General features: G+C 42.0%; 18 protein-coding genes. 5 read left to right on the top strand and 13 right to left on the bottom strand.

The genetic code is table 11. From position 1 onward, the window contains the following. Positions 1–66: 66 nt before the first annotated feature. A complete protein-coding gene (locus tag V7K97_RS08700; protein WP_334800468.1) occupies positions 67–645 on the bottom strand; it encodes a Uma2 family endonuclease in 579 nt (192 codons plus the stop codon). Between the two features lie 494 nt (positions 646–1,139). Next, positions 1,140–2,120 (bottom strand): cation diffusion facilitator family transporter, encoded by a 981-nt coding sequence (locus V7K97_RS08695; protein WP_334800467.1) that lies wholly within the window; start codon positions 2,118–2,120, stop codon positions 1,140–1,142. A 329-nt stretch (positions 2,121–2,449) separates the two neighbouring features. On the opposite strand from V7K97_RS08695, the gene V7K97_RS08690 reads away from it, so the two are divergent. Together V7K97_RS08690 and V7K97_RS08685 are read left to right on the top strand one after the other, a co-directional pair. Then, positions 2,450–2,728, top strand: coding sequence for a hypothetical protein (locus tag V7K97_RS08690; protein WP_334800466.1), 279 nt, complete (start codon positions 2,450–2,452; stop codon positions 2,726–2,728). A 330-nt stretch (positions 2,729–3,058) separates the two neighbouring features. Then, positions 3,059–4,540, top strand: coding sequence for a site-2 protease family protein (locus tag V7K97_RS08685; RefSeq protein WP_334800465.1), 1,482 nt, complete (start codon positions 3,059–3,061; stop codon positions 4,538–4,540). A gap of 178 nt (positions 4,541–4,718) precedes the next feature. On the opposite strand, the gene V7K97_RS08680 is transcribed toward V7K97_RS08685, so the two are convergent. From V7K97_RS08680 to V7K97_RS08630, 11 genes are all read right to left on the bottom strand, one after another. Continuing rightward, a complete protein-coding gene (locus V7K97_RS08680) occupies positions 4,719–4,940 on the bottom strand; it encodes a hypothetical protein (protein ID WP_334800725.1) in 222 nt (73 codons plus the stop codon). Between the two features lie 229 nt (positions 4,941–5,169). Further along, the gene (locus V7K97_RS08675) at positions 5,170–5,370 is read right to left on the bottom strand and encodes a type II toxin-antitoxin system YoeB family toxin (protein WP_442936861.1); all 201 of its coding nucleotides are present in this window, start codon (positions 5,368–5,370) and stop codon (positions 5,170–5,172) included. Further along, the gene (locus V7K97_RS08670; RefSeq protein ID WP_334800464.1) at positions 5,345–5,647 is read right to left on the bottom strand and encodes a type II toxin-antitoxin system Phd/YefM family antitoxin; all 303 of its coding nucleotides are present in this window, start codon (positions 5,645–5,647) and stop codon (positions 5,345–5,347) included. Before V7K97_RS08670 ends, V7K97_RS08675 begins: the two co-directional genes overlap by 26 nt. Positions 5,648–5,983: 336 nt before the next feature. Then, positions 5,984–6,802: a hypothetical protein gene (locus V7K97_RS08665; RefSeq protein WP_334800463.1), complete on the bottom strand. Its 819-nt coding sequence runs from the start codon at positions 6,800–6,802 to the stop codon at positions 5,984–5,986. Between the two features lie 855 nt (positions 6,803–7,657). After that, entirely contained in the window at positions 7,658–8,470 is an 813-nt protein-coding gene (locus V7K97_RS08660; RefSeq protein WP_334800462.1) for a HEAT repeat domain-containing protein, read from the bottom strand. 106 nt (positions 8,471–8,576) lie between these two features. Then, positions 8,577–8,990 (bottom strand): QcrA and Rieske domain-containing protein, encoded by a 414-nt coding sequence (locus tag V7K97_RS08655; RefSeq protein ID WP_334800460.1) that lies wholly within the window; start codon positions 8,988–8,990, stop codon positions 8,577–8,579. A gap of 297 nt (positions 8,991–9,287) precedes the next feature. Continuing rightward, the gene (locus V7K97_RS08650; protein ID WP_334800459.1) at positions 9,288–9,602 is read right to left on the bottom strand and encodes a transposase; all 315 of its coding nucleotides are present in this window, start codon (positions 9,600–9,602) and stop codon (positions 9,288–9,290) included. Further along, on the bottom strand, positions 9,599–9,910 hold the full coding sequence (locus tag V7K97_RS08645) for a hypothetical protein (protein ID WP_334800458.1): 312 nt from the start codon (positions 9,908–9,910) through the stop codon (positions 9,599–9,601). The genes V7K97_RS08650 and V7K97_RS08645 overlap by 4 nt, the downstream gene beginning before the upstream one ends. After that, a complete protein-coding gene (locus tag V7K97_RS08640; protein WP_334800457.1) occupies positions 9,907–10,155 on the bottom strand; it encodes a hypothetical protein in 249 nt (82 codons plus the stop codon). Before V7K97_RS08640 ends, V7K97_RS08645 begins: the two co-directional genes overlap by 4 nt. 299 nt (positions 10,156–10,454) lie before the next feature. Beyond that, positions 10,455–11,129 carry a response regulator transcription factor gene (locus V7K97_RS08635; protein ID WP_334800456.1) on the bottom strand — a complete coding sequence of 225 codons (675 nt, stop codon included), beginning with the start codon at positions 11,127–11,129 and terminating at the stop codon, positions 10,455–10,457. Positions 11,130–11,311: 182 nt separating this feature from the next. Continuing rightward, positions 11,312–12,409, bottom strand: a complete 1,098-nt coding sequence (locus tag V7K97_RS08630) for a sensor histidine kinase (protein WP_334800712.1) — start codon at positions 12,407–12,409, stop codon at positions 11,312–11,314. A 470-nt stretch (positions 12,410–12,879) separates the two neighbouring features. Between V7K97_RS08630 and kdpA the strand changes: the two genes are divergently transcribed. The 3 genes from kdpA (at position 12,880) to kdpC (ending at position 18,129) form a co-directional block, all read left to right on the top strand. Continuing rightward, positions 12,880–14,565, top strand: a complete 1,686-nt coding sequence (gene kdpA, locus V7K97_RS08625) for a potassium-transporting ATPase subunit KdpA (RefSeq protein ID WP_334800455.1) — start codon at positions 12,880–12,882, stop codon at positions 14,563–14,565. Positions 14,566–14,975: 410 nt separating this feature from the next. Then, a complete protein-coding gene (gene kdpB / locus V7K97_RS08620; RefSeq protein ID WP_334800454.1) occupies positions 14,976–17,081 on the top strand; it encodes a potassium-transporting ATPase subunit KdpB in 2,106 nt (701 codons plus the stop codon). 445 nt (positions 17,082–17,526) lie between these two features. Further along, positions 17,527–18,129: a K(+)-transporting ATPase subunit C gene (kdpC, locus tag V7K97_RS08615; protein WP_334800452.1), complete on the top strand. Its 603-nt coding sequence runs from the start codon at positions 17,527–17,529 to the stop codon at positions 18,127–18,129. Positions 18,130–18,269: the final 140 nt, after the last annotated feature.

Here is an 18,269-nt window from a genome sequence, read left to right as displayed (position 1 = left end):
TTCCCTGTTTTGGTATTAATTTAACGTTTGATAACCTCATAGATTCTTCTGATTCTTAATGAAACTTTAGGGATTTAATCCAGCTCGTTGAAAGATTGCGTGAGGGGTAATTTCCAATTCTGGTAGTAAATCATCAGTAATTATTTGATCAGATCGATAAGTAATCGGTAAGGAAGATGGCGCAAATACAGTTACAGTTCTAGCTTTTGTATCAACCACCCAAACACGAGAAACACCAGCTTTCAGATAATCAGTCGCTTTTTCGGCAATCTCACCAAAAGTTTGACCGGGTGAAATGATTTCGATGACTAATTCAGGTGCGACAGGACAAGCTTCGTCTAATAGCCAATCAGCAGGAAGACGGTTATGAGAAATATAGCTCAGATCCGCTACAGGCATCCAATCTTGTTGATTTCGTGTTAGTTTAATTGCCCATTCAATCACAACTCGACCCTTTGCTTGTGCCCATGCAGACAATAGTATAAATAAAGCACCAGTAGTCGAGCCATGAAAAAATTTTGGTGACATTTCATTATCTTTATACTTGGGTACAGCTTCACCATTAACAAACTCGTATGTAATGTCTCCTTCGGGAAGTGCGATAAATTCTTCTAGGGTTAGGCGTTGATTAGAAGACTGAACCATAGGTGTTATGTGGGTAAAAGATGCTTACTTTTAGTTTAGGCGATCACCAATAAAAACTTTGCCTTCTTGCAAGACATCTAAGATATCATCAGACATTAAATGCAACAATAACAATAATCGTGAAAACTCTAAAGAAAACTTTACGGAGATTGGCTGTTGGAATGGATTTAATTTTAAGATAATTGATGCTTTAGAGGCAGAATGATTATTAGAACTCTCATCAACTAAAAAGAAACTGATAATGAATAAAAAAGGTATGAAAGCTGCAAGAGATATTTTACAAAGGATTAATATTGATGGAATTGAAAGGCTACTAGATCGGCGCTAATATCATGAAGAATATATGAATTACACGAGTAAATTAGATATTATGCAAGAGCAAGAAGAAGATGAAGAATAGATGTTGACCTGCGACAATGCCTGCCACAGATCCGCCCGTAGTCGTCCGCACCCCTCATCTGTGCCGAATTCAAAATTATGACCGACTAAAGGTTTTAGCGCGATTTATTGGCAGACACCATTAAGGCTAAATCCTGATTTAATAAAGGATTAATTGAAGCTTCAACTAGGGATTTATAGCTAGTTAGTTGCAAAGTCATGTCTGTAATTCCAAAAGTCTTTTGTAGGTGAGTTCGTAATTTTTTCAGCAAGCGATCGCGCTCATCAATAGTTGCACATTCCACGGTTAAATTAGCGCAGAGCATCACGCTATTTGAACTAATTTTCCAAATATGTAATTTCTCTACTTGCAACACATTTGGAAAAGATTTGATAGAAATATCTACTTCATTTGGATCAATGGATTCTGGCGCATACTCCAAAAATATGTTAAGGCTTTCTTTCACTAAAGGTAAAGCGCTTAAACCAATAAAAACAGCAACTACCAAACTAATAACAGAATCCGCCCAAAACCAGTGGCAAATATGAACTAATAAGGCAGCAATCATTACACTTAGAGAACTTAAAGTATCAGCAATCACGTGTAAAAACACTCCCTGTAGATTTAAATCGTTATGGGTGTGGGGATGAAGTAATTTAATGCTGAATATATTTATGATTAAACCCAAAACACCAATCAATAACATTGGTAAACCCAAAATTGGTTCTGGATTTTGCCAACGATGAATAGCTTCCCAGATTATAAAACTCGCGATCGCTATTAAACTAAGTCCATTAATTAAGGCTGCAAGCACTTCTAAACGCTGGTTGCCAAATGTGGCCTGATTTTTAGCAGGTTTTTGTGCCAAAAAACTAGCAAGCAGCGATATCAATAAAGCTACTACATCAGCAAGAATATGTCCAGCATCGGCTTGTAAGGATAAACTTCCACTCCACAAACCTACACTCCATTCTACAACCAAAAAACACGCCAGTACATATACTCCGATCTGCAAAAATTTAGACTTTTGCTGACGCGAAATTAGTTTAAGAGAATCATCTTCACAAGAACATTCACACCATTTAAGTGATAGCATTAGGAAAAAATCTTCATGTTTTCAAAGTAATCCAAACTAAAAACTACATCTTTTAGTATATTAATACATAAACGTTAATATAAAAAATACCTTGCTGTTGGACAGTACCTTGATAGCTTGGTTAACTCCTCCTAAAAGTGCAAGAAAAATATTTAAATATTAATTTGAGGCAGTTAACGCTACTTTAACAGAGTTGCCAGCGCCACGAGACGAGTTTAAATCTAGCAGCTTACTGTCAGGCATAGTATTTATACTGAAAACACAAAATTCCATTGCAACAGTTCAACGTGGGCAACATCTTGAAAAACTATAGGACTAGTATTTGATTTTTGAAAAAATATGTAGGGTGCGTTAGCGATAGCGTAACGCACCAAATCCTTAAGAATGGTGCGTTACGCGAAACGCTAACACACCCTACATATACTGAGATATTTTCAGAAATCAAATATGATTCCTATAGTTCAGACACCAGCCATGATAAATTATCTAAATTGGATAGTGCGATCGCATTTTTTGACCCCAAGATTGGCGATAGAGGACTGGATCGGTATGTAGTCACCATCAGTAATCATCCTGAGTATAAAGTAGGGGATATTTTATATCTATAGGACTTACGCAAGAACTCTCTGAAACTCTTATTTCTCCGTGCCCTCTGCGTCGCGCCAGTTGCTTCCAGTCGGGGAACCCGCCCAACGCACTGGCTTCTCTGCGGTTCAATTTTCCGTTACCTGTGCGTAAGTCCTGATCTAGTGCGATCGCAGACGATGAAACTGAAGCAGAGCTAGATTAATTATCTACCAAAAGTGCAATACCTGCGGTTTTTCCTAGCCGACGCCAAGCCGGATAATTTGGGCAGAGGACAGGCGACGTTATAAATTAATAGTGTATCCGCAATACCGGACTTGTTCTGGCTCAGTCTCAATAGCAAAGGTTTGGAGATGTTTACTTTATCAGAAACTTCTATCCTGGCGGCAATCCTAGTGGTAGCTTTAGGCATTTTGGGCTGGGGCTTTTATCGCGCCAGACCTTTTGGTAAGCTGGGAATCTTAGCCTGGTTACAGTCGGTGGTGTTGATGACTCCCTGGCTCCTGTTTTTTGGATTGTTTGCCGCAGGGATTTACATTAATATAGCGGGTATATTGTTCTTAGTGGTGACTTCCGCCGGCTTGTACGTCTTCTTGGGCAGACAGTTACGCGCATCTGGACAAGATGCTATCCTCAAGCAACGCGCCACAGATAGACTCGCTGCTGCTTCGTCACTTGCAGCAAATTCCACCCAATCAGCAGTAGCTGAACTGAAAGCACAGATCCCGCCAATACCGGAAGATGACTTGAATGCAATTAAAGGTATTTTCGGTATCGATACATTTTTTGCCACAGAAACCATCGCTTACCAAGATGGAGCCATTTTCAAAGGCAATTTGCGGGGAGAACCAGAAGAGGCTCATAACCGTCTAACTACAAGTTTACGACAACGCCTTGGCGATCAATATCGCCTGTTCTTAGTGGAAAACACAGACGATAGACCTGTGGTGATTGTGCTACCGAGCCGCAATGATCCGCGTCCGATGTTGCGATCGCAAAAAGTCTTTGCAGGTATTCTGTTGATAGCAACTATTGCCACAAATCTAGAAGCGGCCGGCTTATTGCTAAATTTTGATTTCTTTGGCAATCCAGGACGGTTTCAAGAAGCTTTGCCCATAGGCGCTGGGATATTTACGATTTTAGTAGCTCACGAAATTGGTCATTGGTTACTTGCCCAGCGCCACCAAATTCGCCTTAGCTGGCCTTTCTTTCTACCCGCAGTGCAAATTGGCTCTTTTGGTGCAATTACTCGCTTTGAGTCTCTGTTGCCTAACCGCAAGGTATTATTTGATATCGCCTTGGCAGGACCAGCCGCAGGTGGTATTGTCTCTTTATTAATGCTGGTGACTGGTTTGCTGCTTTCTGGGCCAGGTAGTTTATTTCAATTGCCCAATCAGTTTTTCCAAGGGTCGATTTTGGTGGGAAGCTTGGCGCGAGTTGTCCTTGGTTCAGCTTTGCAGTCGCCCCTGGTAGGTGTTCATCCCCTAGTGGTGATTGGTTGGCTGGGGTTAGTAATTACCGCTTTGAACTTAATGCCCGCAGGACAACTAGATGGTGGGCGCATTGTTCAGGCGATTTATGGACGCAAAACCGCAGGACGAGCAACGATCGCAACTTTAATTTTACTAGCGCTAGTATCTCTCGGTAATATGATTGCCATGTACTGGGCGATCGTGATTTTCTTCTTGCAACGCGATCAAGAACGCCCGAGCTTGAATGAAGTCACTGAACCTGATGATGCTAGAGCCGCTTTGGGGCTTTTAGCTCTATTCTTGATGATTACCACCCTTCTACCCCTCACTCCCGGCTTGGCTGGGCGTTTGGGAATAGGATAGTGCTGAGTTGGAAGTTAGGATTTTCATGTAGTGGCAATTCATGAATTGCCACTACAGCGTATAGTTTTAACTCAGGGTTAAGTAAAAGTGCGCGGTGAAAAAAATATAAACTGCGAAACACCATTTCTACGGAAATGCGTTCAATAGGCTGTCGGAGAGCGATGCCTACGGCGGTAAACTAAGCTACATCAGCACACAAGTCATTCAGAACAGCGTAGAAAATCCAAGCTGACAGACGCTCTATCACTTGCTCAAAAACCAGTGCAAATAGATGAGCCGGCAAACTATTGAGTGTTTGAGACAACGCTTGTTTACTGACTTTCGTTGCTTCCACCCACATTAATCCTTCTATTTCTAGCGATCGCAATACATCCGTGAGATGTTGTACTTGTCGATACACTAAACTCCAATACGGTTCAGTTAAGGCTAAAACTCTTTGGGAAGGTTAATTTTTTTAACGAACCGCAGAGGCACAGAGAACGCAGAGAGAAGGAGGAAATGCTTAACTGAACTGTATTGCACTAAACTCAACACTATTGCTGCCATTACTGGCAGAGTCAGTATTCGTGAACGCAAGCTCCGTTCTTTGTCTTTTACCCCTTTGAGGTTAGCAAATGTACTTAGACCGATTAGGCTTCTGGTTTACCAATACCCTCAAATGGGTCTTGCATTATAGCCGTCACCAAATCCAATATTTTCGATGCTTTCTGAAAATCTTGCTTGAACCACCATGCTAAATCTTCTTTGAATTTAGAACTAAAACCAGGACTTCTATTAACAACGACTGGCTTAATTTCACTAGGTTCAGCTTTCTTTTTTTTCTTGCTCAATTCCCAACTCCTGCTGAAGTTCTGCGAGGGTTTGAGATTGGATATTACCAGTTTTCGACTCCTCTATTGCATCTAGTAAACGACGCGCATTAGCAGGGGAACGCAAAAGATACACCGTCTCCAGCAAACTTACCAAATCTGATTCAGCAATCAAGGCTACATTTTCACCATCATGACGATTGATCATATATACCTGATGATTTTCGACTACGAGTTCTAACAACTTAAAAAAGTCATTTCTGGCATCGGTTGGAGATATGATTTTGTAAGGCAACATTACATAATGTACATACTTATATACATATATTATAAACTATTTATGATCTGGCAAAAGTCCCATCAGAAATTAAAGAGATAGCCAATAAGCCAAGGCGCTGCTGAATAATGACTACATTTTATGCGACGGATTATCAGGTCACAGCAACACAAGTTGTTGTGCAGACTTAAACAAATAGCCGTACAACTTGTGTATACGGCTGCGATCGCGTCAGATTTGCATTTACAAATTACGAATTACGAACCCAAATATAGGCCAACCTCAAGAGCCTTTTTGTCAGTAGAAATTGAAGTTGGCACAGACGACGATTCTACCAGGTGTAGAATGTGGTCAATACTATCTAGAGCGAGAACCTGTTACTTCATCAGGATCGCTATAAACCCGGACTTTTTCGCGATTACGAACCAGACCTCCTAAACCGGCGAGACCAAGCAAACCTAGCCAACCCCAATCGAAACCGCGATCGCTGGTTCTTTGGGAAGCTGTGATGCCTGCATTCCTGTTAGTATCTGTTGTGGTACTACCGTTTGTAGTATCAGTACCTGTAGTTCCACTGCCTGTAGTATCAGCACCTGTAGTGCCGCCACCGCCTGTAGTATCAGTACCTGTAGTGCTGCCACCGCCTGTAGTTCCATTACCTGTAGTGCCATTACCTGTAGTGCTGCCACTGCCTGTATCATTGCCAGTGCCACTTCCAGTGCTTGTACCAGTGCCCATAGTTCCAGTGCCTGTACCAGTAGAGCTACTGCCTGTAGTTCCATTACCTGGGCTAGTACCTGTAGTTCCAGTACCTGGGCTAGTACCTGTAGTTCCAGTACCTGAGCTACTACCTGTAGTTCCAGTACCTGAGCTACTACCTGTACCAGTACCTGAGCTACTACCTGTACCAGTACCTGGGCTAGTACCTGTAGTTCCAGTACCTGAGCTAGTGCCTGTACCAGTACCTGAGCTAGTGCCTGTACCAGTACCTGAGCTACTACCTGTACCAGTACCTGAGCTACTACCTGTACCAGTACCTGAGCTACTACCACCACTAGAGCCTCCGCTACCGGAGCCTCCACTTTGGGCAAAAACAGAAGGAGGTAAGGACACAGAAGCAAAACTGATGGCAAAGACAGTAGCTAAAACAGCTTTAGATAAATCAAAAGGCTTCATGCTTAGGTTCCTTTTATGTTCTAGATTTTTTGGTACTTGATTGATTTTCAAAACCGATATTGCCTGCTCAATCCACTGCTAAATTAGGTAAATTTTTACAAGGCACATTGAGGATTCTTTAACCTAGTTTATTCTGGGAAAATTGAAAGCACTTGAAGCTCCCACAAAAACTTACTAGTCGCCAGACTAAATTAATTCATAATCAGTAATTCCTAATTCAGGATTATGAACCGACGACCAAAGTCATTTGTTCACAATATACAGGGAATAATAATTTTGATAAAATTAAACTCCCTTAGTCCTCATTTTTAATTACTTATTACGAATCATTGTGTTCTTGTTATTTAGGATAACTGCTAGTTTTTTGCTTGACTTCTACCATAAGAATAAAACCAATATACATCGCAGGAGTTAATTTGGCATTAAATTTAGCATGGGAGCGTGAAGATAATCAAATATTTTGGAGCGTTACACAATAATAATTTAGAACTAAATTTCCTCGTGAAAACAGCTAAATCGGACTCAAAGACATCTGAAATATAGCTTAATTGACCAAAAAACAGGTGTATAATACCAACCTTTAATTCTTCACTCCAACCTCCTTAATAAGTACAATTTATCGCTAAGTTAAGCAAGATTTTACCCTCAATAAATCTAAAGACTCTATTGACATTAGATTTTAGTTATTTGGATATAAATGAAGTAGAAATTGTAAGTATCCAGATGATACCAGTGGTTGAGACTCCATAATCCTATTTCACCTGAGAACTTATAACTTCATACTCCAGGTGTGTCTTACTTTAGACTTAAGGAATATATATTTTTAATTTCTTGTCAATGGGTAAGTCCTGAAATTTACCATTCGGCTAAAGCGATCGCTATTCCTTGTTGCAAATCTGGCGTGGTTGCGTCATTATTTGCTAACTGCTGCAATTGTTGATATATAGCTTCCCCATCCAGATTTTTTAGTGCAGCGATCGCATGTAGTCTCACCGATGTATTAGAATCAGCTAGCAGCGAAATCAATGGTTCAATTGCTTGCATTTTGCCTAACTGCCCTAAAGACAAGGCGATCGCACTTTTGATGTTAGCAATGTCTGTGGCTGGATGTTGCGTTAAGAAGCTCGCCGTTGGCGTTCGCGTTAGCGTCTCTGAAAGAGAAGCCTCTCGTAGAGAAGGCATCGCAGCACTTGCAGTAAGATTTATGCGGCTGGTGTAGTTATTATCTACTAGAAGTTCAGTGAGTGAAGTAATCGCAACAGTACCCATTTGCCCTAGTGCTGTAGCTGCGATCGCTTTGAGTTCTTCATCCTCCTCAGTTTTCAACAATTCAACTATGGGCGCGATGGCTTCTGGGTGCTGAAATTCACCCAAAGTTCTTGCTGCATACCAGTGTAATTCTTCTTCTGCGTCTTCATCTTCTAATATCTCAATGAGTGGTGGGATGGCAATATTATCTAAGTGAGTCAATACTTTGCTAATTTCCCAGCGTTGTTGAAAACCCCCCATCCCTAAGATTGAAAGTGCTAATGTCAGCAGATATTCTCGGTTTTTAACTATCTCTGGATGTTCAGAGTTCGCCCCTAAGATTAATTGTTGCAAACATTGAATTAGTGATGACCAATCAGCTGCCTCGGCTTGCACCAAAAGTTGGTTGATGTTACTCACATGAAACAACCTGTTAGAAAAGAAGGACTTTAGTCCTTACTACGAACTTGCTCATCCATCAATTTAAACTTATGAATTTTTAATGCGTGAATTCCGCCTTGCGGGGCTAGGTTGGCTTGACTACAACTGAATTACCCTCAATTTTGACGGCGTAAGTTTTCAGAGGGTCTTTTGCTGGGCCTTTTTGCACTTTACCATCAACCCCAAATTCGGAATGATGACAGGGACAGGCGAATTTTTTTGCCTCAGCTTCCCATACTACAGTGCAACCTGCGTGAGTACAGGTAGGGTTGACAGCAGTCAGACTTCCAGCTTTAGATGTACCAACTACCAGCACGGGTCCAGCAGGTGAGTTTTTCACCAGCAATTGACCTGTTTTATCTAATTCTGTTGATGTACCTACTGTTTGCCAATCCCCAGATGCTGAAGTTGTTTGAGAAGAACAAGCTGCGATCGCTATAGGTAGAGAACTTGCTATCCAACCCAAACCTACCCAATTTATAAAATCACGACGTTTCATAGCGGCTGAAATAATATCTAAGTTTTAGCTAAGTTTAAGTGGTTCTGAATATTAAAGGTTTGTAGTAAGCGGCTCCAGCCCTGACTAAGAACCATTTTAATTAATTTTACATCGCGTTACATCGTTTGACTTATTGGTGCTTTTGATGCAAAAAATGCATAGTATTGATGTGATTTTAGCATTAATAACAAAAAACCGTAACAATTTATACGATTCTCACAAAAATCTCACCTTAAGTTATAAGTATCGAGATTGTTACGTCAACTGCCCCACCCACTCTTGGGATGGGGCTTGTAACTAGGAAATATAATTTCCCGAAACGCATGGGGCATTGACTGACCCCTGCTCCTGGGTCCCTTGGGTAGAGGAGAGAATATAGTCATCACGAACATTTCTAGAAGCATTGAGATCCGCGTGAGTTTGGTGTCCACAGTTTTTACACTGGAACTTAGACTTATGCCGATTTGTTCTTTTAATATGCTTACAAACATTGCACTTTTGGGAAGTGTACCGAGGGTCTTGATGCACGACTCGTTTCCCCAGCGCTTCTGCTTTGTAAGCAAGGAACTGCTCTTGCTGGTAAAATGCCCAACTACCCAACCATTTATTCATTGCAGTGTCATAGTGCGCTTGTCATATCTCAATCCTGATGTTGGTTTTTTTCTGGGAACACGCTTGAATTTAGTGGCTTTAATTGCCTCTAGCGCGTTATCCCGAACTGTTTGTAACAATGCAGTTGGCACACAAGGATACTGTAGCCGTAGTAGGGCGTACAAGTCTTTGTGTGCCTTATTTTTATTAAATGTTTTGTTCTCTATAGCCCAGTCAATATGTGCATTAAATATTGATGCACATTGATTCATTAGATTTAAAAATCTGTCACCTGGTAAATTAACTGGGATCGAGACGGTACGTTTCATACGTGTTCCCAGTTTTCATGCAATTCGACTAATTCAATCGCTGCTTCTGTTGGGGTAAGTTGATACCAGTGAAGCGACATAGGAGGAAAGAAACTTATTTCTCCTCTAAGCTTTTCTTTACCGTTCCACTGGGTATTGATTAAATTTTCGTCTAGATGCCTTACCAAAAAAGGAAATCCCATTGTATTCAATACCTGAGCTACTTTTTCATCAAAAGTAGGCTCTATTTCTCTTTTTTGAACCATATATAGTATCTTCTTAACCGAAGAATAATCAACTGGAAAAACAGGCGATCGCTACATTTTTGAGAAGTTTGCTTTAGCTGATAGTTTTTGGACTATAGGAATCCGGTTTGATTTCTGAAAAAAATTAAGTCTTTGTAGGGTGCGTTATGACTTTAGTCTCACGCACCAAACCCTTGAAAATGGTGCCGTACTCTCGGCGATAACACACCCTACGTGTTGTTCAAAAATCAAGCTCTAACCCCAAAAATATTTTGAAAATAAATGTTTCCCTAGTCCCCAATCCCCAATCCCCAAGAAATCTAATTAATCAACAATTCTGGAGCTACCAATCCTTTTTGGATAGCTAAGACTGCGGCTTGAGTGCGATCGCGTACTTCTAGTTTCTGTAAAATAGCATGGACATGAACCCGCACTGTACCAGGGGCGATGTAGAGAATCTCAGCAATTTCTTGATTGCTTTTGCCAGTTGCTACCAGTGCCAAAATTTCTTGCTCCCGCTTCGTTAGGGGATTTTCTACAGTTCCGTCAGTTTTTGTGGGCTGCACTACAGTAGAATTACCCTCAAAAGCGGCTCTAATTTCTGTTGTTGCCGTTTGATCCCACCAAGAAGCCCCTGCTGCAACCGATCGCACCGCCAATATTAAAGACTCAGCAGGAATACCTTTAAGGCAGTAACCTTGGGCACCGGCGGCAATTAACCGCGAAACCAGGGGTTTTTCAGAACGAGACGTTAAAACGAGAACTGGTAAAGTTGGGTGCTTCTGCTTGATTTGGCGACAAGCCTCAATGCCCCCAATTCCTGGTAAACCTATATCCAGCAACACCAAATCCAAAGGATAGCGATTTGCTAATTCTACAGCTTGTTCCCCATCTTCCGCTTCTGCGACAATTTCCAAAGTGGTTTCTTGTTGCAACCGCATCCGCAAACCAAGCCGAAACAATTCATCATCTTCAACAAGTAAGATTTTTGTCATTAGTAATTGGGCATTGGGCATTGGGGATTGGGGATTAGGGATTGGGGATTGGGGATTGGGGACTGGGGATTGGGGACTGGGGATTGGGGATTGAAAAGAGGCAGAGGGGCGGGGTGCTGCTCTTGCAGAGGGGAAAACTCATCTCCCTGCTCCCTGCTCCCTGCTCCCTCACTCCCCACTCCTCAATTCCCCGGTGGTGGACAAGCAGGGAGTCGAAAACCAAATAGTGCGCCTCGTGGTGAGCGATTCTCTGCCCAAATTGTACCCCTATGAGCAGCAATAATTTGCCTGGTCAAATAAAGCCCTAGTCCAGAGCCGGAGACGTGGCGATCGCTATGTCCTTGATAAAACCTTTCAAACAAGTGGGGTAACTCTTCTTCAGTAATGCCGGAGCCAGTATCGAGTATTTTTACCACTTGATCGCTAGAATAACCTTCAAGTACTACTTCCACTTTACCGCCACGAGGGGTATGATTAATACCATTAATCAGGAGATTGGTGAACACTCGCCCAAGTTGCAAAGAATCACCATTTACCCAGATAAAGCTCCGAAAATCTGATTCGCCATAGTGTAGAGAAATATAAACCTGACGTGTTCTCGCTAGTTCATTCAGAGTAGCGATGCTCTCCTCCGCCACTGTCACCAAGTTAACAGGTGATATCTGTAGTTTCAACCCTTCGGCATCATTGCGGTACACATCTAAAAGTGTTTGGACTAATTTCAGTGTACTCCGATGACTACGAGCCATTGTTTGTAAAACTTTTGCTTGCATTGGCGTAACTTCACCAAATTGCTCATTTTGAAAATATTTCAGTGTTTCAATTGCTCCTAGTAGGGGTGTTTTCAAATCATGCGTTAGGGTAGAAACAAAATCTTCACGCATGATAGCTAGTTGTTCTTGGGAACGTAATTGTGCTTGGGTATAAGCGATCGCTTCTTCATTGCGGTGGTTGCGATCGCTCAACCAACCCGTTACCACCAACGCCAATACTGCAATCAACCTATTTGCCAACGCTGGGAGATGAATCGCTTCTCCTCCAGGGACAAATAAATTTAACAATGTTAATCCTGTAGCTGCAACAGTGATCCCCAATACCGATCCCCGATTCAATCGAGAATCTGCTAACAAAATCGTCCCTGTGTAGAGGTAGCCAAATACGTATTCAGGTGGTGTCAAATATTCCAACGCTATCACGATGGCAAAGGCGATCGCTATTAGCCCATAAGTCTCCCTACGCTCATTTATAGTTTCTTTCATAGTCAATAATCGAGTTAACATTGTCATTTATGATTTACTAAAAATCTGTATAACTATTTAATTCACCAATTATGATCTATTTGCCATCTATATCTGCAAATGCCAACTTGAGAGTTAACCCGAAAATTACGATTATCCAGTAGAGACGCGATTAATCGCGTCTGTGGTAACTGGGTATTTGCCCACAAGGAGCGGGCTATTTAGCACAATCTTGCCAATCCTTAATCCCATTAATCAAATAATCTGGGATATTTATATTCTTTGAAAGTAGCAAACTTGCAGAATCTATTGTATAAACAAATAATCCTAACTAGTGAGATAGATGAATTAAGAGTAAAAAATAAATATTCTTCACAAGAACTTTAACAAGTATCTGGAAAATAGTCATAACTGAAAATAGTAAATCCCTCGATATTAAATACTCCAACAGTTAATTTTTTATTTCTAAGAATTGGCTTGCTAGCACTTAAATTTAATTTAGCGCAAATTATATGGGACAAGGTTTTTTGCAAATTGGCTTAACGTTGTGTATTGTCATAGCAATCACACCACTATTCGGAAAATACATAGCCCGTGTCTTCTTGGGAGAAAGAACACTACTTGATTTTTTAATGAACCCCATAGAGCGAAGTATGTTCATCCTAGCGGGTGTTCGGAGAAAGGATGATATGACGGGTTCGCAGTATATCCGGGCTGTATTGTGCAGCAACTTTATCATGGGTGTTTCAGTGTACTTGCTAATATATTTCCAGAGACACTTACCCTGGAATCCTAACGGCTTGGGTGCTATGAAGTGGGATGTATTGCTGCACACAACCATTTCCTTTGTTACCAATACCGACCAGCAACACTATGCTGGTGAGACAATCTTAAGTTATTTTAGCCAGGTAGCGGCTTTAGGCTTTTTGATGTTTACCTCCGCAGCCACAGGTTTAGCCGTGGGAATTGCCTTTATTCGCGGGTTGACAGGTAGAAGACTGGGCAACTTTTACGTCGATCTCGTCCGGGGAATTACACGAATATTGCTGCCGATTTCGATTATTGGCGCGATCGCTTTGCTTGTAACAGGTGTACCACAAACATTAGCTAAAACTCTCGATCTGACAACCTTAGAAGGTGGGACGCAATATCTGGCCAGAGGCCCCGTGGCATCCTTTGAAATGATCAAACTTTTGGGTGACAACGGCGGTGGCTTTTTTGGCGTCAACTCAGCACATCCCTTTGAAAATCCCAATGGCGCTTCTAACTTGATAGAAATGATTGCCATGATTTCTATCCCCGCCGCCTTAATTTACACCTACGGCATATTTGCCAACAACATCAAACAAGCTTGGCTACTTTTTTGGATGGTGTTTGTGATTTTTGTAGTTTTGGTGGGAGTGACAGCAGTGGGAGAACTGCAAGGTAATCCCCTGGTTAATACCGCCTTTGGATTAGAACAGCCCAATTTGGAGGGTAAAGAAGTTCGATTTGGCTGGGCACAGACGGGATTTTGGGCAGTAATGACTACTGCTACTATGTCTGGCGCTGTCAATGGGATGCACGATTCTTTGATGCCCCAAGGAATATTTTCCACTCTCTTCAACTTATTTATCCGAGTTATCTGGGGTGGACAGGGAACTGGAACAGCTTACCTATTTATTTACTTAATTCTCACAGTATTCCTAACTGGACTAATGGCGGGACGCAACCCAGAGTTTTTAGGACGCAAAATTGAAAAGCGAGAAATCGTCCTCGCCAGCGTCGTGCTGTTGATTCATCCAATTCTAGTTTTGATTCCCAGTGCGATCGCATTAGCTTATCCCATCTCCCTGTCTGGAATTAGCAACCCTGGCTATCACGGTATTTCCCAAGTAGTTTATGAATACGCCTCAGCAGCAGCAAATAATGGCTCCGGCTTAGAGGGGTTGGGGAATAACACCCTGTGGTGGAACTTGAGTACTTTAGTTAGCTTAATCGGAGGACGCTACATTCCGATGATTGCCATCCTGCTCTTAGCTGATGGGATGTCTCGCAAACAACAAGTACAAGAAACCCCTGGTACCCTGAGAACCGATTCTCTAGTATTTACTAGTATCACGGCTGGAGTGACACTGGTTTTGGGAGTCTTGACTTTCTTTCCCGTTCTGGCTTTAGGCCCCATAGCTGAGGGTTTAAAGCTAGCATCTGGCAGTTAGGAAAGTTATAAGTTATGAGTTATGAGTTATAAGTTTGGAATTAAGAGAATACTAAAAAATAAGTAAATTATCCGGTTTCGTAGGTTGCGTTACTAACCCACCCTACAGTTCGGATATTTTTCTATTAGAAGCTCCGAATCCTCACTCCTGTACAGACGCGATGAATCGCGTCTCTACTCCTAATACCATTTCTTTGTGAGGCTGCGCCAAACCCTTTTAACTTCTTTCTTTCTTTCTTTCTTTCTTTCTTTCTTTCTTTCTTTGTGTCCAACTCTTACGAGACGCTGCGCGAATGCGGTTCGTTTTTCTTTCTTGTACTTAAATATGGTTTAGCGCATCTTCATACAGAATTGGTATAACTCCTGTACAGACGCGATTAATCGCGTCTCTCCTAACTCCTAACCTTACTTATGAATCAAGTGGCAACTAACTCCAAAGCTAGACGCCCAAATGCTCGTTCTGGCGATCGCCGCCAAGGACGTAAAAAGCCCAGGGCAAGTAATAAGTGGCTGTACTTAAGGGCAATTAGAGATGCTTTTTTCAAGCTAAACCCTAAGTATGCAATCAAAAATCCAGTGATATTTATGGTTTGGGTGGGGACAATCATCATCCTATTGCTAACAATTGATCCCAACCTATTTGGCCCAGCCCTCCAAAAGAACCCGCAACTATTCAACGGCTTATTGTCGGGGATTTTATTCTCGACAGTTTGGTTTGCCAATTTTGCCGAAGCAGTAGCAGAAGGGCAAGGTAAAGCCCAAGCCGATATCTTGCGGTTAACGAAATCAGAGACGATCGCGAAAAAACTTGCTCCTGATGGCACAATTAGCGAAACTTCATCCACCAACCTCAAGGAAGGCGATACCATCTACGTCGTTGCTGGCGATATCATCCCCGCCGATGGCGAAGTAATCATGGGTGTCGCCTCAGTGGATGAATCGGCAATTACTGGGGAATCCGCACCAATCTTAAAAGAATCAGGCTCCGATGTTGCCAGTTCCGTCACTGGTGGGACGCGGATTATTTCAGATGAACTGATTATTCGGATCACATCTGATCCCGGCAAAGGCTTTATTGACCGGATGATTGCCTTGTTAGAAGGGGCAGAACGCAGCAAAACAACCAATGAAATTGCCCTGACAGTATTCTTGGCAGTTCTCAGCTTATTGTTTTTATTAGTCGTGGTAACTCTCCCCGCACTTGCCTACTATGTCAACAGTCCCATTGGTGTGCCAATTTTAATTGCCCTATTAGTAGCGTTAATTCCTACCACCATTGGCGGTTTACTAAGTACCATCGGCATTGGTGGTATGGATCGAGTTGCCCAATTTAACGTCATTGCCACCTCTGGACGAGCAGTTGAAGCCTGTGGTGATGTCAACACTTTAGTTCTTGACAAAACAGGCACAATTACCATTGGCAACCGTTTGGCAGAAGAGTTTATTCCCATCAACGGTCATTCAATGTCGGAAATTGCTAATGTTGCCTGGGCTGCTAGTATTTTTGACAATACACCAGAAGGTAAGTCAATTGTCCGACTGGCAGAAAAGTTAGTCGCACGGTTTGATTTTGACTCCACTCAGGCAGAAGGAGTTAGTTTTTCCGCCAAAACCCGGATGAGTGGGACAAACTTCCCTGGTGGGTATGAGGCCAGAAAGGGAGCAGTAGAAGCCATTAGAGGATTTGTCCGTTCCCGCAATGGATATGATACACCAGAATTAGATGCCACCTACGAACGAGTTTCTCGCTTGGGAGGTACACCCCTAGCAGTCAGCCTAGATAACGAAATTTACGGTGTTATTTATCTCAAAGATGTAGTTAAATCTGGTATCCGCGATCGCTTTGAGCAACTGCGACGGATGGGAGTGAGTACCATCATGGTAACTGGAGACAACCGAATTACAGCTTCGGTCATTGCCAAAGAAACTGGGGTGGATGACTTTATTGCTGAAGCCACACCAGAAGAAAAAATCAACGTCATCAAAAAGGAACAAGCAGCAGGTAGACTAGTTGCCATGACGGGAGACGGGACTAACGATGCTCCAGCATTAGCCCAAGCTAACGTCGGCGTTGCCATGAATACAGGGACGCAAGCGGCAAAAGAAGCCGCCAACATAGTCGATTTAGACTCCGATCCCACAAAGCTGATCGATATCATTAGCATTGGCAAACAATTGTTAATTACTCGCGGGGCATTGATGACATTTTCTATCGCTAATGATATTGCTAAATACTTGGCAATTATCCCAGTGATATTTGTCGCTGCTAACCTGCAAACTCTGAATATTATGAATTTGACTAGCCCGAAGTCTGCTGTACTATCAGCACTGATTTATAATGCTTTGATTATTCCCGCTTTGATTCCCTTGGCATTAAAGGGTGTGCGGTTTCGACCTCTGACAGCTAATCAGCTACTCCAACGTAATATCTTAATTTATGGCTTAGGTGGGTTGATTGCGCCGTTTATTGCCATTAAATTGATCGATATGCTGATTACAGTTGTCGGCTTGGCTTAAGGGACTTCCAGAAAATAGAATGTCCCAAAACTGACCCAAAAACCCTCTCTATTTCTCTGTGTTCTCTGTGTCTCTGTGGTTCGTTTATTTGGATAATTTATTTCTTGTCAGTCCCTAATCACAGCAAAAGTAGACACCTAGGGAAGCGATCGCATCTTAACCAAAGTAAAATAATAAACATTTTTACTTTTACCTGTTGAGAGGCAAAACAACAAGAATATGAATAAATATCGTTTTCACTGAGCAGTGTTTTGGCGATGTCCTTTATTTAGTTGCAATGGCGTAAACAACACCTACCACTCGCTATTTTGATCGTGCTGTGCTTGAATGTGGTTACTGCCCCAGTTGTTTATGCTGTTGCTAACAGCACCCTGAAACGTCCGGCTGGTGGGCAAAAAAATTAAAATTAAAAATTAAATTCTTAGGAGCAATTAGAAAACTTATTATGGCTATTATTCGAGAAACTATCAGAGCAATTTTCATAACTTTGATGCTTTGGTTGTTGACTGCAATCATCTATCCTCTAATAATTCTGGTAGTGGGTCAAGTTTTTTTACCTTATCAAGCTAACGGCAGCATCATGCTGAATCTAAATAATGAACCAATTGGTTCAGCTTTGATTGGTCAGGTGTTCACATCTGATCGATATTTCCATCCTCGTCCTAGCACCGTTAGATATAGCCAAGGGAAAAAAGCCAAGCCAACTGGCATATCTGGAGCTAGCAATCTCGCTGCTAGCAATCCAGAACTACTAAAGCGGATTCTAGAAGAGGCAAATCAATTGCGAGACGAAAATCTTCAACCAATAGCTGATATGATTTATACCTCTGCTTCTGGCTTAGATCCGCATATTTCCTTTAAAGCAGCACGGCAGCAATTGTCGCGGGTTGCTGGTGCGCGGAAAGTAAATGAAGATGAGATCCTACGTTTGATTAATAAGTATACTGATAGCAGATTTCTATTGATTTTCGGCGAGCCAGGAGTCAATGTTCTCCGATTGAATTATGCTCTTGACTTGCAAGATATTAATCGTCAGCAGAATCAATAATTGGGCATTGGGTATTGGGCACTTGTACTGAGCGTACCCCTTCGGGGATCTTGCTACGCGTAGCGTCTCCAAGAGTTGCCGTTGGCGCAGCCTAAGAAGAGAAGTATTGGGCATTGGGCACTCGTACTGAGCGTACCCCT

Origin of the sequence: Nostoc sp. (assembly GCF_036917815.1) — a bacterium.
In the GTDB taxonomy this organism is placed as follows: Bacteria; Cyanobacteriota; Cyanobacteriia; order Cyanobacteriales; family Nostocaceae; genus Nostoc.
This window is presented reverse-complemented; position numbering and strand designations above follow the sequence as displayed.

What these genes read in the sequence shown, in the direction of transcription:
- V7K97_RS08700 (WP_334800468.1), bottom strand. Translation starts at nt 645, where the DNA reads ATGGTTCAGTCTTCTAATCAACGCCTAACCCTAGAAGAATTTATCGCA.
- V7K97_RS08650 (WP_334800459.1), bottom strand. Translation starts at nt 9,602, where the DNA reads ATGAATAAATGGTTGGGTAGTTGGGCATTTTACCAGCAAGAGCAGTTC.
- V7K97_RS08630 (WP_334800712.1), bottom strand. Translation starts at nt 12,409, where the DNA reads ATGTTAACTCGATTATTGACTATGAAAGAAACTATAAATGAGCGTAGG.
- V7K97_RS08665 (WP_334800463.1), bottom strand. Translation starts at nt 6,802, where the DNA reads ATGAAGCCTTTTGATTTATCTAAAGCTGTTTTAGCTACTGTCTTTGCC.
- kdpB (WP_334800454.1), top strand. Translation starts at nt 14,976, where the DNA reads ATGAATCAAGTGGCAACTAACTCCAAAGCTAGACGCCCAAATGCTCGT.
- V7K97_RS08695 (WP_334800467.1), bottom strand. Translation starts at nt 2,120, where the DNA reads ATGCTATCACTTAAATGGTGTGAATGTTCTTGTGAAGATGATTCTCTT.
- V7K97_RS08640 (WP_334800457.1), bottom strand. Translation starts at nt 10,155, where the DNA reads ATGGTTCAAAAAAGAGAAATAGAGCCTACTTTTGATGAAAAAGTAGCT.
- V7K97_RS08670 (WP_334800464.1), bottom strand. Translation starts at nt 5,647, where the DNA reads ATGTTGCCTTACAAAATCATATCTCCAACCGATGCCAGAAATGACTTT.
- V7K97_RS08685 (WP_334800465.1), top strand. Translation starts at nt 3,059, where the DNA reads ATGTTTACTTTATCAGAAACTTCTATCCTGGCGGCAATCCTAGTGGTA.
- kdpA (WP_334800455.1), top strand. Translation starts at nt 12,880, where the DNA reads ATGGGACAAGGTTTTTTGCAAATTGGCTTAACGTTGTGTATTGTCATA.
- kdpC (WP_334800452.1), top strand. Translation starts at nt 17,527, where the DNA reads ATGGCTATTATTCGAGAAACTATCAGAGCAATTTTCATAACTTTGATG.
- V7K97_RS08635 (WP_334800456.1), bottom strand. Translation starts at nt 11,129, where the DNA reads ATGACAAAAATCTTACTTGTTGAAGATGATGAATTGTTTCGGCTTGGT.
- V7K97_RS08645 (WP_334800458.1), bottom strand. Translation starts at nt 9,910, where the DNA reads ATGAAACGTACCGTCTCGATCCCAGTTAATTTACCAGGTGACAGATTT.
- V7K97_RS08655 (WP_334800460.1), bottom strand. Translation starts at nt 8,990, where the DNA reads ATGAAACGTCGTGATTTTATAAATTGGGTAGGTTTGGGTTGGATAGCA.